General features: G+C 71.6%; 20 protein-coding genes. 10 read left to right on the forward strand and 10 right to left on the reverse strand.

The window, feature by feature from the left end; genetic code table 11:
- From NS184_RS03480 to NS184_RS03490, 3 genes are all read left to right on the forward strand, one after another.
- Positions 1 to 705 (forward strand): sugar phosphate isomerase/epimerase family protein (locus NS184_RS03480; protein WP_058724753.1); only part of this gene is annotated, 705 nt, incomplete at its 5' end.
- Positions 702 to 1,817, forward strand: coding sequence for a Gfo/Idh/MocA family protein (locus tag NS184_RS03485; protein WP_058724754.1), 1,116 nt, complete (start codon positions 702 to 704; stop codon positions 1,815 to 1,817). The genes NS184_RS03480 and NS184_RS03485, both read left to right, overlap by 4 nt.
- Positions 1,818 to 1,984: 167 nt before the next feature.
- Positions 1,985 to 2,857, forward strand: coding sequence for a hypothetical protein (locus NS184_RS03490; protein WP_058724820.1), 873 nt, complete (start codon positions 1,985 to 1,987; stop codon positions 2,855 to 2,857).
- A 12-nt stretch (positions 2,858 to 2,869) separates the two neighbouring features.
- Here NS184_RS03490 and NS184_RS03495 read toward each other — a convergent pair whose 3' ends face one another.
- The 3 genes from NS184_RS03495 to NS184_RS17695 all read right to left on the reverse strand — a co-directional run bounded on the left by NS184_RS03495 (position 2,870) and on the right by NS184_RS17695 (position 4,310).
- Complete coding sequence (locus NS184_RS03495; RefSeq protein WP_058724755.1) at positions 2,870 to 3,478, reverse strand: TetR/AcrR family transcriptional regulator; 609 nt, start codon at positions 3,476 to 3,478, stop codon at positions 2,870 to 2,872.
- Positions 3,479 to 3,569: 91 nt separating this feature from the next.
- Entirely contained in the window at positions 3,570 to 4,109 is a 540-nt protein-coding gene (locus tag NS184_RS03500) for a MarR family winged helix-turn-helix transcriptional regulator (protein ID WP_058724756.1), read from the reverse strand.
- 18 nt (positions 4,110 to 4,127) lie between these two features.
- Positions 4,128 to 4,310 carry a hypothetical protein gene (locus NS184_RS17695; RefSeq protein ID WP_152998038.1) on the reverse strand — a complete coding sequence of 61 codons (183 nt, stop codon included), beginning with the start codon at positions 4,308 to 4,310 and terminating at the stop codon, positions 4,128 to 4,130.
- Positions 4,311 to 4,552: 242 nt separating this feature from the next.
- Between NS184_RS17695 and NS184_RS03505 the strand changes: the two genes are divergently transcribed.
- Positions 4,553 to 4,993, forward strand: coding sequence for an Hsp20/alpha crystallin family protein (locus NS184_RS03505; protein WP_058724757.1), 441 nt, complete (start codon positions 4,553 to 4,555; stop codon positions 4,991 to 4,993).
- Between the two features lie 12 nt (positions 4,994 to 5,005).
- Entirely contained in the window at positions 5,006 to 5,305 is a 300-nt protein-coding gene (locus NS184_RS03510; protein WP_058724758.1) for a hypothetical protein, read from the forward strand.
- A 74-nt stretch (positions 5,306 to 5,379) separates the two neighbouring features.
- On the opposite strand, the gene NS184_RS03515 is transcribed toward NS184_RS03510, so the two are convergent.
- Both NS184_RS03515 and NS184_RS03520 read right to left on the reverse strand, forming a co-directional pair.
- Positions 5,380 to 6,261 carry a manganese catalase family protein gene (locus tag NS184_RS03515; protein ID WP_058724759.1) on the reverse strand — a complete coding sequence of 294 codons (882 nt, stop codon included), beginning with the start codon at positions 6,259 to 6,261 and terminating at the stop codon, positions 5,380 to 5,382.
- Between the two features lie 32 nt (positions 6,262 to 6,293).
- Entirely contained in the window at positions 6,294 to 7,127 is an 834-nt protein-coding gene (locus NS184_RS03520; RefSeq protein ID WP_058724760.1) for an SDR family oxidoreductase, read from the reverse strand.
- 170 nt (positions 7,128 to 7,297) lie between these two features.
- On the opposite strand from NS184_RS03520, the gene NS184_RS03525 reads away from it, so the two are divergent.
- The 5 genes from NS184_RS03525 (at position 7,298) to NS184_RS03545 (ending at position 11,646) form a co-directional block, all read left to right on the forward strand.
- Positions 7,298 to 7,984, forward strand: a complete 687-nt coding sequence (locus NS184_RS03525; RefSeq protein ID WP_058724821.1) for an SDR family NAD(P)-dependent oxidoreductase — start codon at positions 7,298 to 7,300, stop codon at positions 7,982 to 7,984.
- Positions 7,985 to 8,060: 76 nt separating this feature from the next.
- A complete protein-coding gene (locus NS184_RS03530; protein ID WP_058724822.1) occupies positions 8,061 to 8,555 on the forward strand; it encodes an AAA family ATPase in 495 nt (164 codons plus the stop codon).
- A gap of 265 nt (positions 8,556 to 8,820) precedes the next feature.
- The gene (locus tag NS184_RS03535; RefSeq protein ID WP_152998039.1) at positions 8,821 to 10,029 is read left to right on the forward strand and encodes a sensor histidine kinase; all 1,209 of its coding nucleotides are present in this window, start codon (positions 8,821 to 8,823) and stop codon (positions 10,027 to 10,029) included.
- The gene (locus NS184_RS03540) at positions 10,026 to 10,766 is read left to right on the forward strand and encodes a response regulator (RefSeq protein ID WP_083513422.1); all 741 of its coding nucleotides are present in this window, start codon (positions 10,026 to 10,028) and stop codon (positions 10,764 to 10,766) included. Before NS184_RS03535 ends, NS184_RS03540 begins: the two co-directional genes overlap by 4 nt.
- Positions 10,767 to 10,890: 124 nt before the next feature.
- Entirely contained in the window at positions 10,891 to 11,646 is a 756-nt protein-coding gene (locus tag NS184_RS03545) for an SDR family NAD(P)-dependent oxidoreductase (protein ID WP_058724762.1), read from the forward strand.
- Here the strand turns inward: NS184_RS03545 and NS184_RS03550 are convergent.
- The 5 genes from NS184_RS03550 to NS184_RS03570 all read right to left on the reverse strand — a co-directional run bounded on the left by NS184_RS03550 (position 11,631) and on the right by NS184_RS03570 (position 16,931).
- Complete coding sequence (locus tag NS184_RS03550) at positions 11,631 to 12,404, reverse strand: triose-phosphate isomerase family protein (RefSeq protein WP_058724763.1); 774 nt, start codon at positions 12,402 to 12,404, stop codon at positions 11,631 to 11,633. The genes NS184_RS03545 and NS184_RS03550 overlap by 16 nt on opposite strands.
- Entirely contained in the window at positions 12,401 to 12,895 is a 495-nt protein-coding gene (locus tag NS184_RS03555; RefSeq protein ID WP_058724764.1) for a ribose-5-phosphate isomerase, read from the reverse strand. Before NS184_RS03555 ends, NS184_RS03550 begins: the two co-directional genes overlap by 4 nt.
- On the reverse strand, positions 12,892 to 14,619 hold the full coding sequence (locus NS184_RS03560; protein ID WP_058724765.1) for a dihydroxyacetone kinase family protein: 1,728 nt from the start codon (positions 14,617 to 14,619) through the stop codon (positions 12,892 to 12,894). The genes NS184_RS03555 and NS184_RS03560 overlap by 4 nt, the downstream gene beginning before the upstream one ends.
- Positions 14,616 to 16,004: an MFS transporter gene (locus NS184_RS03565; RefSeq protein ID WP_058724766.1), complete on the reverse strand. Its 1,389-nt coding sequence runs from the start codon at positions 16,002 to 16,004 to the stop codon at positions 14,616 to 14,618. The genes NS184_RS03560 and NS184_RS03565 overlap by 4 nt, the downstream gene beginning before the upstream one ends.
- Positions 16,005 to 16,169: 165 nt before the next feature.
- Complete coding sequence (locus tag NS184_RS03570; RefSeq protein WP_058724767.1) at positions 16,170 to 16,931, reverse strand: SDR family NAD(P)-dependent oxidoreductase; 762 nt, start codon at positions 16,929 to 16,931, stop codon at positions 16,170 to 16,172.
- Positions 16,932 to 16,941 lie beyond the last annotated feature (10 nt).

Consider the following 16,941-nt stretch of genomic DNA (forward strand, 5'->3'; position numbering starts at 1 on the left):
GCGTTCGTCGAGCGCGTCGACGACCTCGAGCGGGCACTGCAGGCCAACGGCCTCACGGCACCGTCCGGTCACGTCGCCGTGATCGACGCCGAGGACACCGCTCCGATCTGGGACGCGGCGAAGCGCCTCGGCATCCGGACCGTCATCGACCCGTTCATCCCGACCGACCGCTGGCAGACCGCCGACGACGTGAAGAAGATCGCGGACCGCGTCAACGAGCTCACCGCCGAGGCGGCCGGCCACGGCCTGCAGTTCGGCTACCACAACCACCAGTGGGAGTTCACGAACAAGGTCGACGGCCGCACCGTGTACGACCTGTTCGTCGAGCAGCTCGCGCCGGAGACCGTCCTCGAGGTCGACACGTTCTGGGCGACCGTCGGTGGTGCGGACGCCCCCGCGGTGCTCCGCTCCCTCGGTGACCGCGTCGTCGCGATCCACGTGAAGGACGGCAAGGTCGACGGTGACATCCTCACCGCCCTCCCCTCCGCCGAGAGCGCCCTGATCGTCCCCGAGGCGCTCCAGCGCGCGTTCGAGAACCAGAAGCCGGCCGGCCAGGGTGACGTCGACGTCGCGGGCATCCTCGCCGCCGCGCCGCAGGCCATCCGCGTCGTCGAGTTCGACGCCTACGCCGGCGACGTCTTCGAGGGCATCACCGAGTCGCTGCAGTGGCTGCGCGAGAACGACACCGCCGGGAGCGCCGCGTGAGCCGCGTCGGTGTCGGCATCATCGGTGCCGGCAACATCTCCGACCAGTACCTGACCAACCTCACGCAGTTCGCCGACGTCGAGGTCCTGTTCGTCGCCGACCTCATCCAGGAGCGCGCGAAGTCCCAGGCCGAGAAGTACGGCGTCCCGTCGTACGGCACGGTCGAGGAGCTGCTCGCCCGTGACGACATCTCGATCGTGGTGAACATCACGATCCCGGCCGAGCACGCCAGGGTCGGCCAGCAGATCATCGCCGCCGGCAAGCACACCTGGAGCGAGAAGCCGGTCGCGACCACGGCCGAGGACGCGCAGGACCTGCTCGCCTCCGCCGAGGCCGCGGGCGTCCGCTACGCCACCGCACCGGACACCGTGCTCGGCGCGGGCATCCAGACCGCGATCCGCGCCATCGCCCGCGGGGACATCGGCACGCCGCTCACCGCGACGACGATGTTCCACGTGCCCGGCCCGGACCAGTGGCACCCGGACCCCGAGTTCCTGTACGCGCAGGGCGCCGGCCCGCTGTTCGACATCGGCCCGTACTACGTCACGACCCTGCTCCACGCGTTCGGTTCCGCCTCGCGCGTGCAGGCCGTGTCGTCGAAGTCGCGCGAGACCCGCGTGATCGGATCGGGCCCCCGTGCCGGCACCGAGTTCCCGGTCGAGGTGCCCACGCACCATGCCGCGCTCATCTCGTTCGCCGACGGCCAGTCCGCGCAGACGACGCTGTCGTTCCAGCACGCCCTGCCCCGCAACGGCTTCGTCGAGATCAACGGCTCCGAGGGCACGATCGTGCTCCCGGACCCGAACGTCTTCGACGGCGACAGCACGCTGTGGACGCTCGGCAAGGACGAGCCGACGACCCTCGAGCACAAGGGCTCGACCTGGGGCCGGGGCACGGGCGTCGTCGAGATGGCCCGCGCGATCGCCGAGGGCCGCCCGGAGCGCGCCTCCGGTGCCGTCGCGTCGCACGCGCTCGACGTCATGCTCGGCATCCGCGACGCAGCCGAGTCCGGCCAGGCTGTCGAGATCGCCTCGCGCATCGCGAAGCCGGAGCCGCTGCCCGAGGACTTCGACCCCGCGGCCGCGGTCCTCGCCGAGGGCGTGAACGCCTAGTCGCACACGCGAGGAGGGGCCGGTTCCGTCAGGGACCGGCCCCTCCGTCGTGTCCGCCGTCCGGCGTGACCAGCCGGGAGGCACGGCTCGCCTCCGCCGGGTCGCCGGCGTCCGCAGCCAAGATGGAGGGACGCCGCCGGCCGGCGGTCGAGCAGGAGGACGCGACCATGGCAGTACCGACGACCGACACGGAGGTCACCTACCCCGCGGGCGCCCTGACGAGCGAGGGGACCGTGGTGCACGTCGAACCCGCGGGCGCGGACCGGTGGGCCGTGTTCCTCGACCGCACGGCCGCGCACCCGGTCGACACCGCCTGGCCGGACCAGCCCGCCGACCGGGTGACCCTCCGGACGCCCGACGCCACGTACGAGACGGTCGAGGTGCGCGTCGCCGGCTTCCACGACGGGAGCGTGCACATCGGCGACGCCCTGCCCGTGCGGACCGGCACCGAGGGGTGGGTCTTCGGCGTCGCGCACGTCGTCGTCGGGCCCCCGCCGCAGATCGGCGGACCCGTCACGGTCACCGTCGACCCGGACTTCCGCGTCGCCCTCAGCGTCGCGCACAGCACCTGCCACCTCGCCGCCCTGGCGCTCGACGCCGTCCTCGCCGAGCACTGGTCGAAGCCGGGGTCGACGGATGCGCTCGGCCACCCGGCGTTCGACTCGCTCGCGATCGTCCGGTCCTCGATCCACGAGTACCGCTCCGAGGACGAGTACCGGATCGGGAAGTCCCTCCGGAAGAAGGGCTTCGACCCGGCCGCGTTCGACGACGCCGACGCGGTCGCCGCCCGCGTGACGGAGCAGCTCCGCGCCTGGACCGCCAGCGGGGGCCCGATCCACGTCGAGGCCGAGGGGCCCGGCCTCTCCGCGCGGCGGCAGTGGACGTGCGCGTTGCCCGAGGGGACCGCGGCGATCCCCTGCGGCGGCACGCACCCCCGGTCCCTCGCCGACCTCGTCGACCCGGCGGTCACGATCGCCGTCGAGGACGTCCCCGGGGCGCGGCTGGTCACGATGACGACGACGGTCGTCGCACACCGCTGATCCGGCCGCTCGTCAGCCCGCGGGCGGCAGGAGTCCCTCGAGCATCCGGAGCACTCGCTCACCGTCGACGGCGTCCGGGTCGAGCAACCACTGCACCTGGAGGCCGTCCGACGCCGCGATCCCGAGGCTCGCGAGGTCCACCGGGTCGAGGTCGTCGCGGATGCGCCCGGCCGCCTGGTCCGCCCGGATCCACTCCGCGAGCTCGGCGCGCAGGGACGCGAACCGCTCGCGCATGAAGTCCCGCGTCGCCGGGTGCCCCTCCTGGACCGCGTCGGCCGACAGGGTCGTGTAGAGCTGCACGAGCCCGGGGACCGCTCGGTTCCGCACGGCGCTGTCCCGCATGTCGCCGACCGCCGACTTGACGCGTTCAGGATCGGCCTGCGACCGGACCTCGTGCTCGTGGTAGACCGCGAGCAGCAGTTCGTCGCGGCTCGGGAAGTAGTGCCGGAGCGCCGCGTGGGTGATCCCGAGGGCGTCGGCGACCGACCGGAGCGACGACGCGTCGACCCCCTGCGCCGCGACCATGCGGATCATCTCGTCGAGGATCTGCGCCCGCCGCTCAGCGCCCTTGCGGTACCCGCGTCGCTGCGGGACCGTGTCGTCGTCGGCCGGGGAGGTCACGCCGCCAACTTACCGCTGGAAGGTTTTCTGCGCGACCAGTCGTGGACGCGGGTCGGCCCGGGATCACACGCAGCTCCTCGCGTCCGGCTGTTCAGTCCGCGTCGGCAGGGACCGTGTACTCGTCGACCGGCGCGGGCGATCCGTTCGCGAGCGCGTCCACGATCGCCGAGAGGGTGGTGGTGAGCACCTCGTTCTCGTCGTCGGACAGGCCGTCCAGCACGCGCACCACGGCTTCGTGGAACGAAGCGTAGGACGCCCCGATCTTCGCAGCCGCCTGGTCGGTCGGCTCGAGGACCTGCTGCCGGCGGTCCGTCGGGTGCGCGGCTCGTACCAGGTCGCCCGACGCGACGAGCCCGTCGACGAGCTTGGTGACGGAGGCGTTGGACACCGACAGCATCACCGCGAGGTCCTTCGGTCCCATCGGACGCTGGTCGCGGTGCGCCTGCAGGAGGTACCGGAGCGCGAGTGACTCGTTCTTCGTCAGACCGGTCTCGACCCGTGCCGCCTCGATCTGCTGCTCCTCGGCGTGCTGCAGGCGCAGCAGCGCGTCGACAGCGGTCTTCGCAGCGGCCGAGCGGGGCTGGCGGGCGTAGAGGTGGGCGTGCTCGCGGCGGACGACGGTCAACGGCATGCGGTCATTCGCTCCTGGTCAGACGAGGGGTGCCGAGAAGAAGTCGGCGTAGGACGGTTCGGTCTGCTTCGAGAGCAGCGACGGGTCCTCGATCCGCCGCTGGACGAAGGCGTCGATCACTGCCGGGTCCGTGAGGCCCACGCGAGGGTGGCTCCGGCCGCTGGCTGCGAGTCGCGGCATCCCCGTGTACGTGCTGCGCATGTCTGATCCCGCCTTCCTGCTGTGACCGAGGTGTCCGGTGCGGACACCCGAACTGTTTCACGACGTGAACGGTTTGTGCAACGAACAGTTTGTGTTCTGGACGATTCGCGCACTGAACCAACTGGACGGTGCCCCCAGGGATCTCCGAGCGCACTGTTGGCACTCTCTGGGTTCGAGTGCTAAAACGGATGGCAGTTGAGTCGAGGGGACTCAACGGAGATCACCTGAAGGAGTTGACGACGATGACGATGAACTTCGACCCGTTCCGCGAGCTCGACCGCCTCGCCGGCTCCCTGCTCGGGAGCGCCGGCGGACCGCGTTCGATGCCGATGGACCTGTACCGCACCGGGGACCACTACGTCCTCGACGTCGACCTGCCGGGCATCGACCCGGGCAGCGTCGACGTCGACGTGGACGGCTCGGTCCTCACGATCCGCGCCGAGCGGACCCTCGGCGCCCCCGAGGGCTCGCAGTGGATCACGCGCGAGCGGCAGCCCGGCACCTTCGTCCGCCAGCTGACCCTCGGCGACCACCTCGATGCCGGACGCATCACCGCGACGTACGACAACGGCGTGCTGAGCATCACGATCCCGGTCAAGGAGTCGGCGAAGCCGCGCAAGATCGAGGTCGCCGTGGGCAGCGGCACGCAGCAGCTCGCCGTCGGTGGCGGGACCGCCGAGTAACCGGGAGGCGCGATGGCAGCACTCCTGAACGCACTGCTCGCGATCGGGGCCGTGACCGCAGCGCTCACCGCGACGAGTCTGGACCGGCGGGTCGCCCTGGTGCTCGGGGCGACCGGCAGCACGGTCGGCGCGTTCCTCGCGTGGGTGGTCGCGCCGACTGCGTTCTCCGGGTTCCTCCCGTGGGTCGCCGCGGTCCTCGGGACGGCGGTGCTCACGGCCGGCTGGAGCGTCGTCCGGCTCTACGACGGGGTCTTCGCGCCGCCGCCGGAGCCGGCGGACGAGACCGGGACGCTCGCGACGATCGCGCGGTGACCGCACGACGGACGGGAGGCACGGTGCCAGCTGGCACCGTGCCTCCCGTCCGTTCGTCCGTTCCGTGCCGTGGACTACTCCTTGTTGAGCTTGTCCTGCACCGTGCCGGCTGTCTTCTCGACGACGTTCGGGAGCTCGGTCGTGCCGTAGAAGCGGACGTCCGGGTGCGTGGGCGGGGGCATCGGGGACGTGGTCGTCGGCCCGTCGTGGTACGTGTACTCGCCCTTGCCGTCGAACGAGGGGCCGCTCGCCCACGGGCCGTTCGCCGCCTCCGTGCCGTCGGAGAAGTTGAGGTACTGGTAGTTGACCTCCTGGTTCTCCTTCGCCTGCGGGAAGTTGCTCGGCACCGGGAAGTCCTCGATGCCCTTCTCGCGGAGCTCCGCGGCGGCCGTCGACCACATGTTCTGGTGCATCGTGTCCCGCGCGAGCAGGAAGCTCAGCAGATCCCGGATGCCGTGGTCGTCGGTCATGTGGTACAGCCGGGCGACCTGCACCCGCCCCTGCATCTCGGCGTTCGCGTTCGCCGTGAAGTCGGCGAGCAGGTTGCCGCTCGCGGTGATGTACGAGCCCTGCCAGGGGTTCCCGTTGCTGTCGACAGGGCGGGCACCGGCACCGGCGACGATGCCCTGCTGGACGTCCGTCCCGCCGACGATCGCCGCGACGGTCGGGTCGTCCTGCACGGCGTCCTCGGTGATGCCGAGCGGGCTCTTCTCGAGCAGCTGCGCGATCATCGTGGCGAGCATCTCGACGTGGCCCATCTCCTCAGCGCCGATGCCGAACACCAGGTCGCGGTACTTGCCGGGCATGTGCATGTTCCACGCCTGGAACTGGTACTGCAGGGCGACGGTGATCTCCCCGTACTGGCCGCCGAGCACCTCCTGCAGCTTGCGCGCGTACACGGCGTCGGGCTTGTCGGGTGTGGACTTGAACTGGAGTTCCTGCTTGTGGAAGTACAAATCGTGCTCCTGTCTTCGTTCGTCGGTTCGGTTCAGAGGATCGGGGTGCCGCCGGTGACGGCGACGCGGGCGCCGGACACGTAGCTGCCGTCGTCGCTCGCGAGCAGCACGTAGACCGGGGCGAGCTCGGCGGGCTGCCCGGGACGGCCGAGCGGGGTCTGCTTCCCGAACTGCTCGACCTCCTCCGGAGGCATCGTCGACGGGATGAGTGGCGTCCAGATCGGCCCGGGCGCGACACTGTTGACGCGGATGCCACGCGGACCGAGCAACTGCGCCAGCGCTGCGGAGAGGTTCGCGACGCCCGCCTTCGTCACGTCGTACGGCGCGAGGTCGGGCTTCGGGTTGTCGGAGTTCACCGAGCTCGACCCGATGATCGCCGACCCCGGGCCGAGGTGTGGGAGCGCGGCCTTGACGAGGTGGAAGTAGGCGCTGAGGTTGGTCGCGAGCGTGTGGTCCCACTCCTCGTCGCTGATCTCCTCGATGGTCTCGTGCGTCATCTGGTACGCCGCGTTGTTCACGAGCACGTCGAGTCCGCCCAGCTGGTCGACCGCGGTGTCGATGACCGAACGGCAGTACGCCGGGTCGCTGACGTCGCCGGGCAGCAGGACGGCCCTCCGCCCCGCCTCCTCGATCCAGTGCTTCGTGTCCTGGGCGTCGTCCTCCTCGTCGGGGAGGTAGCTGATGAGCACGTCGGCACCCTCGCGGGCGAACGCGATCGCGACGGCCTTGCCGATGCCGCTGTCCCCGCCCGTGATGACCGCCCGCTTCCCCGTGAGCTTGCCGGACCCGCGGTACGACCGCTCTCCGTGGTCGGCCGTGGGGCTGAGCTCCTGGTCGCTGCCCGGGGGCTGCTGGTCGTCGGTCATGTCGCCTCCTGATCGGTGGTCCGCGATCCGCCTCGTCCGCGGACCGCTCGGTCTGGCCGATGGTCGGCGTGCCGCTCTGGGCGGTCGTCCGGGAGTGGCCCGATCGCGCGGCGGACGTGGCCGGATCACGCGGGGCGCCGGCGCGGCGACCCGCGCGTAGCGTGGCCGGCATGGACCTGCAGCTGTCGGATCGTGTCGCACTCGTCGTCGGGGGGAAGGGCTACATCGGCCGCGCCGTGGTCGACCGGCTCCGGGCAGAGGGGGCGACCGTCGTGGTGGCCTCCAGGAGCGCCGGGGACGACGAGGACAGCGTGTCGATGGACACCGCGTCGCAGGCGTCGGTGGACGCCGCTGTCGCGTCGGTGCTCGGGCGGCACGGACGGATCGACGTGCTGGTGGTGACCGCGGCTCCGAGCGCGCAGACCCTCGACCCGTCACGGAAGTCCGACCCTGAGCAGATCGCCGAGGCGATCGACGGCAAGGCACTCGGTTTCCTCCGGGTCGCGAACGCTGTCCTCCCCCACCAACGGGAGGCAGGGTTCGGCCGCGTCGTCGTGGTCAGCGGTCAGAACGCGTACATCTCCGGCAACATCACCGCCTCGCTCCGCAACACCGCCACCAACGTGGTCGCGAAGAACCTCGCCGACGAGTTCGCGGGGACCGGCGTCGGTGTGAACGTGGTCAACCCCGGGACCGTGACCGACGAGCCCTCGTCGGAGGTGCCGCACGGCGCCGGCGGCGAGTCGAGCCCGCAGCAGATCGCGGACCTCGTGGCGTTCCTGTCGTCGCCCCTGTCGGCGTTGAGCGGGGAGTCCGTCTCGATCGCGCACCGGATGCTCGGGACCGTCGTCGTCTGAAGCCGCGTCGCGGCGGACCGGAGGCACGTGGCGGACCCGACCCGTGCCTCCCGCCCGTCCCGTGGCCCTCGGTACCATGGCTGCCGTGGCGAAGGTGCTGATCACCGGGATGTCGGGGACGGGCAAGTCCTCGGCGCTGGAGCGGCTGGCGACGTTCGGGCACCGGGTCGTGGACACCGACGACCCGGGCTGGCGCGAGTACCGCCCTCACCCGCACCCGACCGACGACGCACACCGCGGCGAGTGGCTCTGGGTCGAGGAGCGGATGACCGCGCTGCTCGACGAAGCGGACGGCCGGTCGCTCTTCGTGCAGGGCTGCGTCCGCAACCAGGGCCGCTGGTACGACCGCTTCGACGCGATCGTGCTCCTCAGCGCACCCCTCGACGTCCTGCTCGAGCGGGTCGCACGGCGGACGACGAACCCCTACGGGAAGACCGCGGTGGAGCGGGCGATGATCGCGGCCGACCACGCCGAGGTGCTGCCGCTGCTCCGCGCCGGGTGCACGCACGAGCTCGACGCGACCCGACCGCTGGACGACGTGGTCGCGGACCTGGACGCTCTCGCCCGCTGAGTCGTTCGTCCCGCAGGCCGATGCGCTTCAGCCGTCCGCCCGATGCCGTCCCGCCCCGGTTCGTCGAGGCTGAGGAACATGGACTCCTCGATCAAGCACGTCATCGCCACACTGTCGGTCTGCGCCGGGATCGTCGTCGTCACCGCCTGGGCGCTCATCGCGATGTCACCCGTGGCGTGAGCCACCGGGCCGACCGCTCCTCCGGCCGCGGGTCCACCCCGACCCGCGGCAATGCGACGGACCCCTCCGTGCGATGATCGGACCCGTGACGGAAGGGCGCACGTTCATCCGGCCGCTCCCCACGCGATCGATCGTTGTCGACGTGGTCTGGGCGGTCGTCGCGGCGCTCGCGTTCCTCGCTCCGGTCGACCTCGAACTCGAACACGCCAGTGTCCTCGCGGTCGTCGCAGCCGCCGGTGCGATCGCCGTGCGCCGCATCTCGCCCTCCGTCGCGATGGTCCTCATCGTCGCGCTCGGCTTCGTGCAGGTGGCGGGCGGCGAGCGTCCGTCCCTCGTCGACCTCGCGATCTTCGTCGTCATCGGCACGACGGCGATCGTGGGGACCCGAGCCGAGGTGGTGCTCTCCGGACTGCTCGCGTTCTTCGCGGGCGTCGGCGCGACGCTCTACCTCACCGTCACCGGGTTCCGGTTCGCTGTGTTGGTGAACGGGCCGCGCGACCAGGCCTTCCTGGCGATGGCAGCACCCGCGGCAGCGCTCCTCGCGGTGTGGGCCGGCGGGCTGGCCGTCCGCGCGTTCCGTTCCCGCGACCGCGAGTCCGAGCGACGTGCCCACGCCGAGGCCGCCCGGTCCCGGGCAGAGGCCGTCGCCACCGAGGCCGAGGCCACCGCCACGCGCGCCATCGACGTCGCGGAGTCCGAGCGGATCCGCGCGGCGATCGCTCGGGACGTGCACGACGTCGTCGGCCACTCCCTCGCCGTGATCATCGCCCAGGCCGACTCGGTGCCGTTCCTCGCGGACGAGGCACGGGTCCGCGAGGTCAGCGCCACGATCGCCAGCACCGCGCGCAGTTCGCTCATGGAGGTCCGGCAGGTCCTCGGGCAGATCGACGGCACGGGTGACGCCGGTCCGGCGACGCTCGACGAGATCGTGCAGGGCATCCGCGACGCCGGCGTCACCGTGGACCACACCGTCCGCGGCCTCCCGCGCGCCTTCGGTCCGGACGCGGGCACCGCGGCCCGACGGGTGCTGCAGGAGATGCTCACGAACGCACTCCGGCACGGCGCTCCGGGCATGCCCGTCACCGTCCGGGAGACCTGGCGTTCCGCAGACCTCGTGCTCGAGGTCGAGAACGTCGTCGGCGGTGGCGCCACCGGAGGCTCCGGCCGCGGGGTCGACGGCATGCGATCCCGGCTCGCCGCACTCGACGGCTCCTTCGACGCCGCGGTCCTCGACGACGTGTTCGTCGCCCGCGCCCGCATCCCGATCGACATCCCAGGGGGGAACCACCGATGACCGAGACGAACGACCACGCAGCCGCCGACCCGGCCAGCGGCGCGGCCGACACCGGCGCACGCGTCAGCGCCCCGATCCGCGTCCTGCTCACCGACGACCAGGCGCTCTTCCGTGCGGGACTCCGGGTCGTGCTCGACGCACAGGACGACATGGTCGTGGTGGGCGAGGCGTCCGACGGCGCGGAGGCCCTCGCCGCGATCCCCGCCGTCCGCCCCGACGTCATGCTGCTCGACATGCGGATGGCGGGCATGGACGGTGTGGAGACCGTGCGACACCTGTTCTCCGGCGCGGTCGCGGGGCCGATCCCGCGCGTGATCGTCCTCACCACGTTCGGGCTCGACCCGGCAGCCGCGACGGCGATCCGGCTCGGCGCCAGCGGGTTCCTCCTCAAGGACACGACCCCGCCGTTCCTGTTCGCAGCCATCCGCGCCGTGCACGAGGGCAGCTCGGTCATCGCCCCGAATGACCTCGCGCAGCTCTTCGGTGCCGACGTCGAGCGCGCGCCGAAGCCGCAGCCGCACGAGTTCCAGACGCTCTCCGACCGCGAGCGCATCGTGTTCGGCTGGGCATCGCGTGGGCTGTCGAACGCGGAGATCGCCGCCAAGGAGTTCGTCACCGAGTCCACCGTGAAGACCCAGATCTCGAGCATCCTCGGCAAGCTCCAGCTCCGCGACCGGGTGCAGCTCGTCGTCTACGCGCACGACCACGGGCTCGCTGGCGCTCGGGACGACGGGTAGGCGCAGCAGCGAGTGGTCGGCGCCGATGCCGCTGGCCGCGGACACCGGACGCCAGGCGGCAGCGGGTACCGTCCCGGACACCGACCGAACGACGCCCGGTGCGCCGGGCAGAGAGGGGCGATCGATGACGATCGACCAGACGACGACCGTGGCACGCGACCTGACGGACCGGACGGTGGTGGTGACCGGAGCGGCCGGGGGCATCGGCAAGGAGGTCGTCCGCCGCCTCCACGCGGCAGGCGCGCACGTGGTCGCCGTCGACCTCCGCGAACCGGGCGACGTCCCCGAGGGCGTGACGACGGGGACGGTCGACATCACGGACCCGGAGTCCGTGCGGGCGTTCGCGGACCGGGTCGCCGCCGAGCACCCCGGCCGCCTCGACCTGGTGAACGCGGCGGGCATCGTCGAGGACGACGTCGCCGCGGCGGAGATGTCCGCGGAGCAGTTCCGCGGGGTCCTCGACGTGAACCTCGTCGGAGTCTTCCTCACCTCCCAGGCCCTCCACCGGGTGATGGCGGAGCGCGGCGAGGCGGCGATCGTCAGCATCGCGTCGATGTCCGGCAACCACGTCGTGAACCACCCGCAGAAGCAGGTCGCGTACAACGTCTCGAAGGCGGGCGTCACCGCGCTCACGAAGACCCTCGCCGTCGAGTGGGGACCGGAGGGCATCCGCGTCAACTGCGTGTCACCGGGCTACGTGGACACCCCGCTCCTCGCGAAGAAGCACCACCAGTTCGACGAGTGGATGCGGGACATCGTCCCGGGACGCTTCGCGCAGCCGGCGGAGGTCGCGGCGGCGATCCACTTCCTGCTGAGCGACGCCGCCTCGTACTGCCACGGGACCGAGCTGCTGATGGACGGCGGTTACTCGCTGCGCTGACCGGGCAGCGACAGGACCTCGTCGAGGATGGTCTCGATCGCGGCCGGGTCGTGCGCGAACCGTCCGAGGAACAGTCCGCCGATGCGGCCCTGCCCGCGGGTCAGCAAGCCCGGTCCGGCACTGCCGCCGTAGATCACCGCGCTGCCTGCGAGTTCCGGACGCGTCGCCAGGTGCGCCTCGACCCCGGCGAGCACCTCCACGATGTGCTCGTCCGGCGCGGGCGCCGGTGCACCGATCGCCCACACCGGCTCGTACGCCACGATCAGCGGCCCGGCGAGCCCGTCCGCGGTCGCGGTGCACAGGGACCGGTCCAGTTGCGCGGTCACCTCGGCCACGGCGTCCGCACCGGAGGACCGGGTCGGCTCCCCGACGCACACCAGCGGCCGCAGGTGGTTGCGGAACGCCGCGTGCACCTTCCCCGCGACCTCGTCGTCGGTCTCGTGGAACAGGGAGCGCCGCTCCGCGTGCCCGATCTCGACGAGGTCGACCCCGATCTCACGCAGTTCCGCTCCGGAGACCTCACCGGTGAACGCCCCCGCGTCCGCCCACGACAGGTCCTGCGCACCCAGCAAGACCGACGACCCGTCCAGCAGCGACCGCACGGGGACGAGCGCCGGGAACGTCGGGACCACGAACAGCTCCGCGGCCCCGGACCGCACGGCGGGGTGCCGCTCGGCGATGTCCACCACCCGCCGGACCCACGCGAGGGTCCGTGCGTGGGAGAAGTACATCTTGAGCGACACCCCGACGAGCGTCATGCGCGGTCGGTCCCGTCCGCGTCGAGTCCCTCGGCCGCCGAACCGTCGTACCCGCAGATCGCCGCGACCTTCTCCGCACTGGCGGACGAGGTGTCGAACTCGTACCCGAGCCACTCCTTCGCGAGCCGTCGTGCGAGCTCCAGCCCGATCACGCGCTGCCCCATGCAGAGCACCTGCGCGTCGTTCGAGAGCACCGACCGCTCGACGCTGTAACTGTCGTGTGCGGTCACGGCTCGGATGCCGGGGACCTTGTTGGCGCTGATCGCGACCCCGAGCCCGGTGCCGCAGACCAGGATCGCCCGGTCGGCCTCGCCGTTCGCCACCATGCGAGCGGCGTCGACGGCGATGTGCGGGTACGCAGTGTGCCCGTCCGCGTCCACCCCGACGTCGGCGACGTCGGAGACCCGCTCGTCCGCGAGCAGGTCGGCCTTGATCGCCTCCTTGTACTCGAAGCCGGCATCGTCCGATCCGACCACCAGTCGCAGCGTCATCGTGCTGCTCCTTCCTCGATGACCGAGGTCACCGTCTCGACGATCAACGCGAAGGACACCGCTCCGGGGTCCCTCGTCCCCACCGCCTGGCCGGCGTGGGTCTTGGCGCGTCCCTTGCGGGGCACGAGGTCCGCCGTGGCGTCCGCGGCCTCGCGGGCCGCACCCGCGGCCGTCCGCCAGGCATCGAGGGTCGACGCACCGCCCTCGACCGCGGACCCGAAGGCCTCGTCGAACGGCACGAGCGCGTCGACCATCGTCTTGTCCCCGGGTACGGCACCGAACGCCGTTACCGCCGTCGTCGCGGCGTGCACCGCCTCCGCGAGCCGCGCCGACGACGGACGCGACTCGTCCCCGATGACGCGACCCAGTGCCTCCAGGGCGGCTCCCCAGATCGCGCCGGAGGTGCCGCCGGCCTTGTCAGACCAGGCGTCCGCAGCGATCGCGAGGAGTCCACCCGCCCCGACCTCGCGACCCGCCGCAGCGGAGGCAGCCGCGTCCGCAGCGTGGACGCCGCGCTGCATGCCGATGCCGTGGTCGCCGTCGCCCGCCACCGCGTCCATCTCGCCCAGCTCGTCGACGTGCTCGTCGATGACCCGACGAGCCGCGGCGAGCGCTGCGGCCACCCGGGTCGCGACCTCCTGCGACTCCGTGGAACCGGTGCCGACCTCGATGCCGTCGGACGCCTCGAGCTCGGACTCCGGCAGGCGCTCGGCGCTGACCGCACCGCCCTTCCGGAACGCCGGGGTGTCGGCCGGCGCGGCCCAGAGCCGCTCGAGTTCGTCGTCGAGCCAGAACAACGTGAGGGAGACACCGGCCATGTCGAAGCTCGTGACGAGTTCCCCGACCTCGGGTTCGACGATGACGACGCCGGCGTCCTCGAGCAGGCGGGCGACCGAGCGGTAGACGACGAAGAGTTCCTCGTACTTGACGCTGCCGAGGCCGTTGAGGATCGGCACGACCCGCGCGCCGGACACCGTGACGCCCGTCGGGAGCTCGTCGAGCAGTCGCGACACGAGGAGGGACGCGAGCCCCTCGGCCGTGGGCACCTCGGTCTCGTCGATGCCGCGTTCGCCGTGGATGCCCATGCCGATGGCCATCCGGCGCTCGGGCACCTCGAACAGCGGCTCGGCGGCACCGGGGAGGGAGCAGCCGGAGAACGCGACGCCGAACGAGCGCGTCCGGTCGTTCGCCCGCGACGCCACCGCGGTGACGTCGTCGAGGGTGCGACCTTCCTCGGCCGCGGCCCCGGCGACCTTGAACACGCAGAGGTCCCCCGCGATCCCGCGACGCTCGGCCGCGCGGTCGGCGGGCGCGGACACGACGTCGTCGGTGACCCGGACGGTCCGGACCGGGATGCCCTCGCTCTCGAGCGTTCGTGCGGCGGCGTCGAAGTTGAGGCAGTCGCCCGCGTAGTTGCCGTACGAGAAGAGCACCCCACCGCCGTGCTCGGCCGCGCGGGCGACCCCGGCGACCTGCTGCGCGGACGGGCTGGCGAACAGGTTGCCCATCGCCGCGCCGGCCGCGAGACCGTGCCCGACGAGCCCGCCGAACGCCGGGTAGTGGCCGGAGCCACCGCCGATCACGACCGCGACCGTGCCGTCCGGGCTGGTCGTGGCGCGGGCGACGCCGCCGTGCACCCGGCGGACCCACCGCTGGTTGGCGAGGACGAACCCGTCCGCCGCCTCGTCCGCGAAGTCCGCGGGGTCGTTGAAGAGCCTGGTCATCGTGTCGTCTCCTTCGACGCACTCGTCGCCACGTGTGATGTGTCCAGCAGATCATCCGCCTTCGCACCTCGGAAGAACTTCGTGCAGAAGATCATCACGGCCGCCACGAACGCCAGGACACCGAGTGAGACGATGCCGAACGCGCCGCTGTCGGTCGGGACCACCTCGTTGATCGCGGTCCGCATGATCGGGGCCACGAAACCGCCGAGGTTGCCGAGCGAGTTGATGAGGCCGATGCCCGCGGCGGCTGCGGCACCGGTGAGGAACGCCGTCGGGTAGGCCCAGGTGATCGGGCCGACCGCGAGGAAGCTCGCGACGGCGAGGGTGATGAACAGGATGCCGAGGATCGGCTGCCCGTTCGCGCCCGCCCACGCCGACCCGAGGATCGACAGGCCGGTCGTGATGTAGAACATGGTGCCCCAGCGGCGACGGCGCCCGACGGTGTCCGCCTTCGAACCGACGAGGTAGCAGGCGACGAGGCCGACGAGCCACGGGATCGCGGCGACGAGGCCGACCTGCCAGCCGACGTCCTGCCCGAGGAGCGACGACACCTGCTGCGGGAGGTAGAACGTCGTGCCGTACACGGCGACCTGCAGGCAGAAGTAGATGATCGTGAAGTACCAGACGCGGCCGCTGGCCATGGCCTTCCAGATGCCCTTCGGGCCGTCCTCGTTCCGGGCGTGGTCCTCGCGCGCCATCGCCGCCGTGAGGGACGCCTTCTGTCCGTCGTCGAGCCACTTCGCCTGCTGCGGGCTGTTCGTCAGGAAGAACAGGGCGGCGACGCCCGCGAGCACCGCGAGGATGCCCTCGCCGAAGAACATGACCTGCCAGCCGTGGAACGGGGTCACCTGGTCGCCGACGCTGATGAGTCCGCCGGAGAGCGGTGCGCCGATCATCTGCGAGAACGGCTGGGCGAGGTAGAAGATCGCGAACATCCGCACGCGGACCTTGTTCGGGAACCACTCAGACAGGTACATGATCACGCCCGGGAAGAGCCCGGCCTCGGTCACACCGAGCAGGAAGCGCAGGATGATGAACATCGTGTCGTTCGTCGTGAACGAGAACAGCGCGGCGACGATGCCCCACGTGACGGCGATGCGGGCGAGCCAGAAGCGGGCGCCGAACCGTTTGAGCAGCAGGTTCGACGGGATCTCGAAGATCGCGTAGCCGATGAAGAAGATGCCGGCGCCGAGGGCGAAGGCGGCGTCGGAGATGTTCCGGTCGACGCTCAGGGCCTCTTCGGCGAACCCGACGTTCGTGCGGTCGAGGAAGGCGACGAAGTACAGGATGACGAGCATCGGCATGAGGTGCTTCGTCGCCTTGCCGATCGCCGACCGCAGGGCGGGATCGTGGGTGGACCCCAGGGCGGGGCTGGTTGCGGACACGGTCGCTCCTTCGCGATCGGGTGGGTCGTGGGCCGGTGACGGCCTGGAGGCGCGGCACACGACGAGCACGTCGGCTCGCTGTGGTCGCGGGGCCGGTACAGGCCCGGTGCGCGTTCGCGCTGGCTCACGTGCTCTTGCGCTGGTGCGCGCGTGCGCTGTTCGCGCTCAGTGCATGTAGAGGCCGCCGTCGACGTTGAGGGTCTGCCCGGTGACGAACCCGGCGTCCTCGCTGATGAGGTAGGCGATCGCCGCCGCGATGTCGCGGGGGGTGCCGATGCGCGGCAGCACACCGTCGGCCGCCATCGCGGTCTTGCGTTCCTCGGAGAGCGTGCCGCCCATGATGTCGGTGTCGATCGGACCGGGCGCGATCGCGTTGACGGTGATGCCCCGCTGGCCGAGCTCGCGGGCCATCCCGCGGGTCAGCCCGATGACCCCGGCCTTCGCGACCGAGTACGGCGTCTTGCTGAACGTCCCACCGCCACGCTGGGCGGAGACCGACGACAGGTTGACGATGCGACCGTACCCGTGCTCGACCATGGACTGCGCGGCCCGGAGGCTCGCGAAGTGCACGCCGTCGAGGTTGATGCTCAGGACGCGGTGCCACTCCCCCTCGGGCAGATCGAGGTACTCGTGCGCGGACGAGACGCCCGCGAGGTTCACGAGCGCCGCGATCGGTGGCAGCGCGGCCTCGATCGTGTCGAACGCCGCGCGGACGGCGGCCTCGTCGGCGACGTTCGCTCCTGCCCCCGCTGCCTGGACGCCGTGCTGGTCGCGGATCTCGGCGGCGACCTGGTCGCTCGCGGCCTGGTCGAGGTCGATGATGCCGACGTTCCAGCCCTGCTCGGCGAGGTGGTGGGCGGTGGCGCGACCGATCCCCCGTGGGGATGCTGCGCCGGTGAGGACGACGGTCTGCTGTCCGGTGCTCATGCTCGGTCCC

The sequence above is a fragment of the Curtobacterium luteum genome, assembly GCF_001475545.1.
Taxonomy (GTDB): Bacteria; Actinomycetota; Actinomycetes; order Actinomycetales; family Microbacteriaceae; genus Curtobacterium; species Curtobacterium luteum_A.

Excerpts from the sequence above, each read along its gene's own strand:
- NS184_RS03490 (WP_058724820.1), top strand. The coding sequence starts at position 1,985 with ATGGCAGTACCGACGACCGACACGGAGGTCACCTACCCCGCGGGCGCC.
- NS184_RS03500 (WP_058724756.1), bottom strand. The coding sequence starts at position 4,109 with ATGCCGTTGACCGTCGTCCGCCGCGAGCACGCCCACCTCTACGCCCGC.
- NS184_RS17695 (WP_152998038.1), bottom strand. The coding sequence starts at position 4,310 with ATGCGCAGCACGTACACGGGGATGCCGCGACTCGCAGCCAGCGGCCGG.
- NS184_RS03505 (WP_058724757.1), top strand. The coding sequence starts at position 4,553 with ATGACGATGAACTTCGACCCGTTCCGCGAGCTCGACCGCCTCGCCGGC.
- NS184_RS03510 (WP_058724758.1), top strand. The coding sequence starts at position 5,006 with ATGGCAGCACTCCTGAACGCACTGCTCGCGATCGGGGCCGTGACCGCA.
- NS184_RS03520 (WP_058724760.1), bottom strand. The coding sequence starts at position 7,127 with ATGACCGACGACCAGCAGCCCCCGGGCAGCGACCAGGAGCTCAGCCCC.
- NS184_RS03525 (WP_058724821.1), top strand. The coding sequence starts at position 7,298 with ATGGACCTGCAGCTGTCGGATCGTGTCGCACTCGTCGTCGGGGGGAAG.
- NS184_RS03530 (WP_058724822.1), top strand. The coding sequence starts at position 8,061 with ATGGCTGCCGTGGCGAAGGTGCTGATCACCGGGATGTCGGGGACGGGC.
- NS184_RS03540 (WP_083513422.1), top strand. The coding sequence starts at position 10,026 with ATGACCGAGACGAACGACCACGCAGCCGCCGACCCGGCCAGCGGCGCG.
- NS184_RS03545 (WP_058724762.1), top strand. The coding sequence starts at position 10,891 with ATGACGATCGACCAGACGACGACCGTGGCACGCGACCTGACGGACCGG.
- NS184_RS03550 (WP_058724763.1), bottom strand. The coding sequence starts at position 12,404 with ATGACGCTCGTCGGGGTGTCGCTCAAGATGTACTTCTCCCACGCACGG.
- NS184_RS03555 (WP_058724764.1), bottom strand. The coding sequence starts at position 12,895 with ATGACGCTGCGACTGGTGGTCGGATCGGACGATGCCGGCTTCGAGTAC.
- NS184_RS03560 (WP_058724765.1), bottom strand. The coding sequence starts at position 14,619 with ATGACCAGGCTCTTCAACGACCCCGCGGACTTCGCGGACGAGGCGGCG.
- NS184_RS03570 (WP_058724767.1), bottom strand. The coding sequence starts at position 16,931 with ATGAGCACCGGACAGCAGACCGTCGTCCTCACCGGCGCAGCATCCCCA.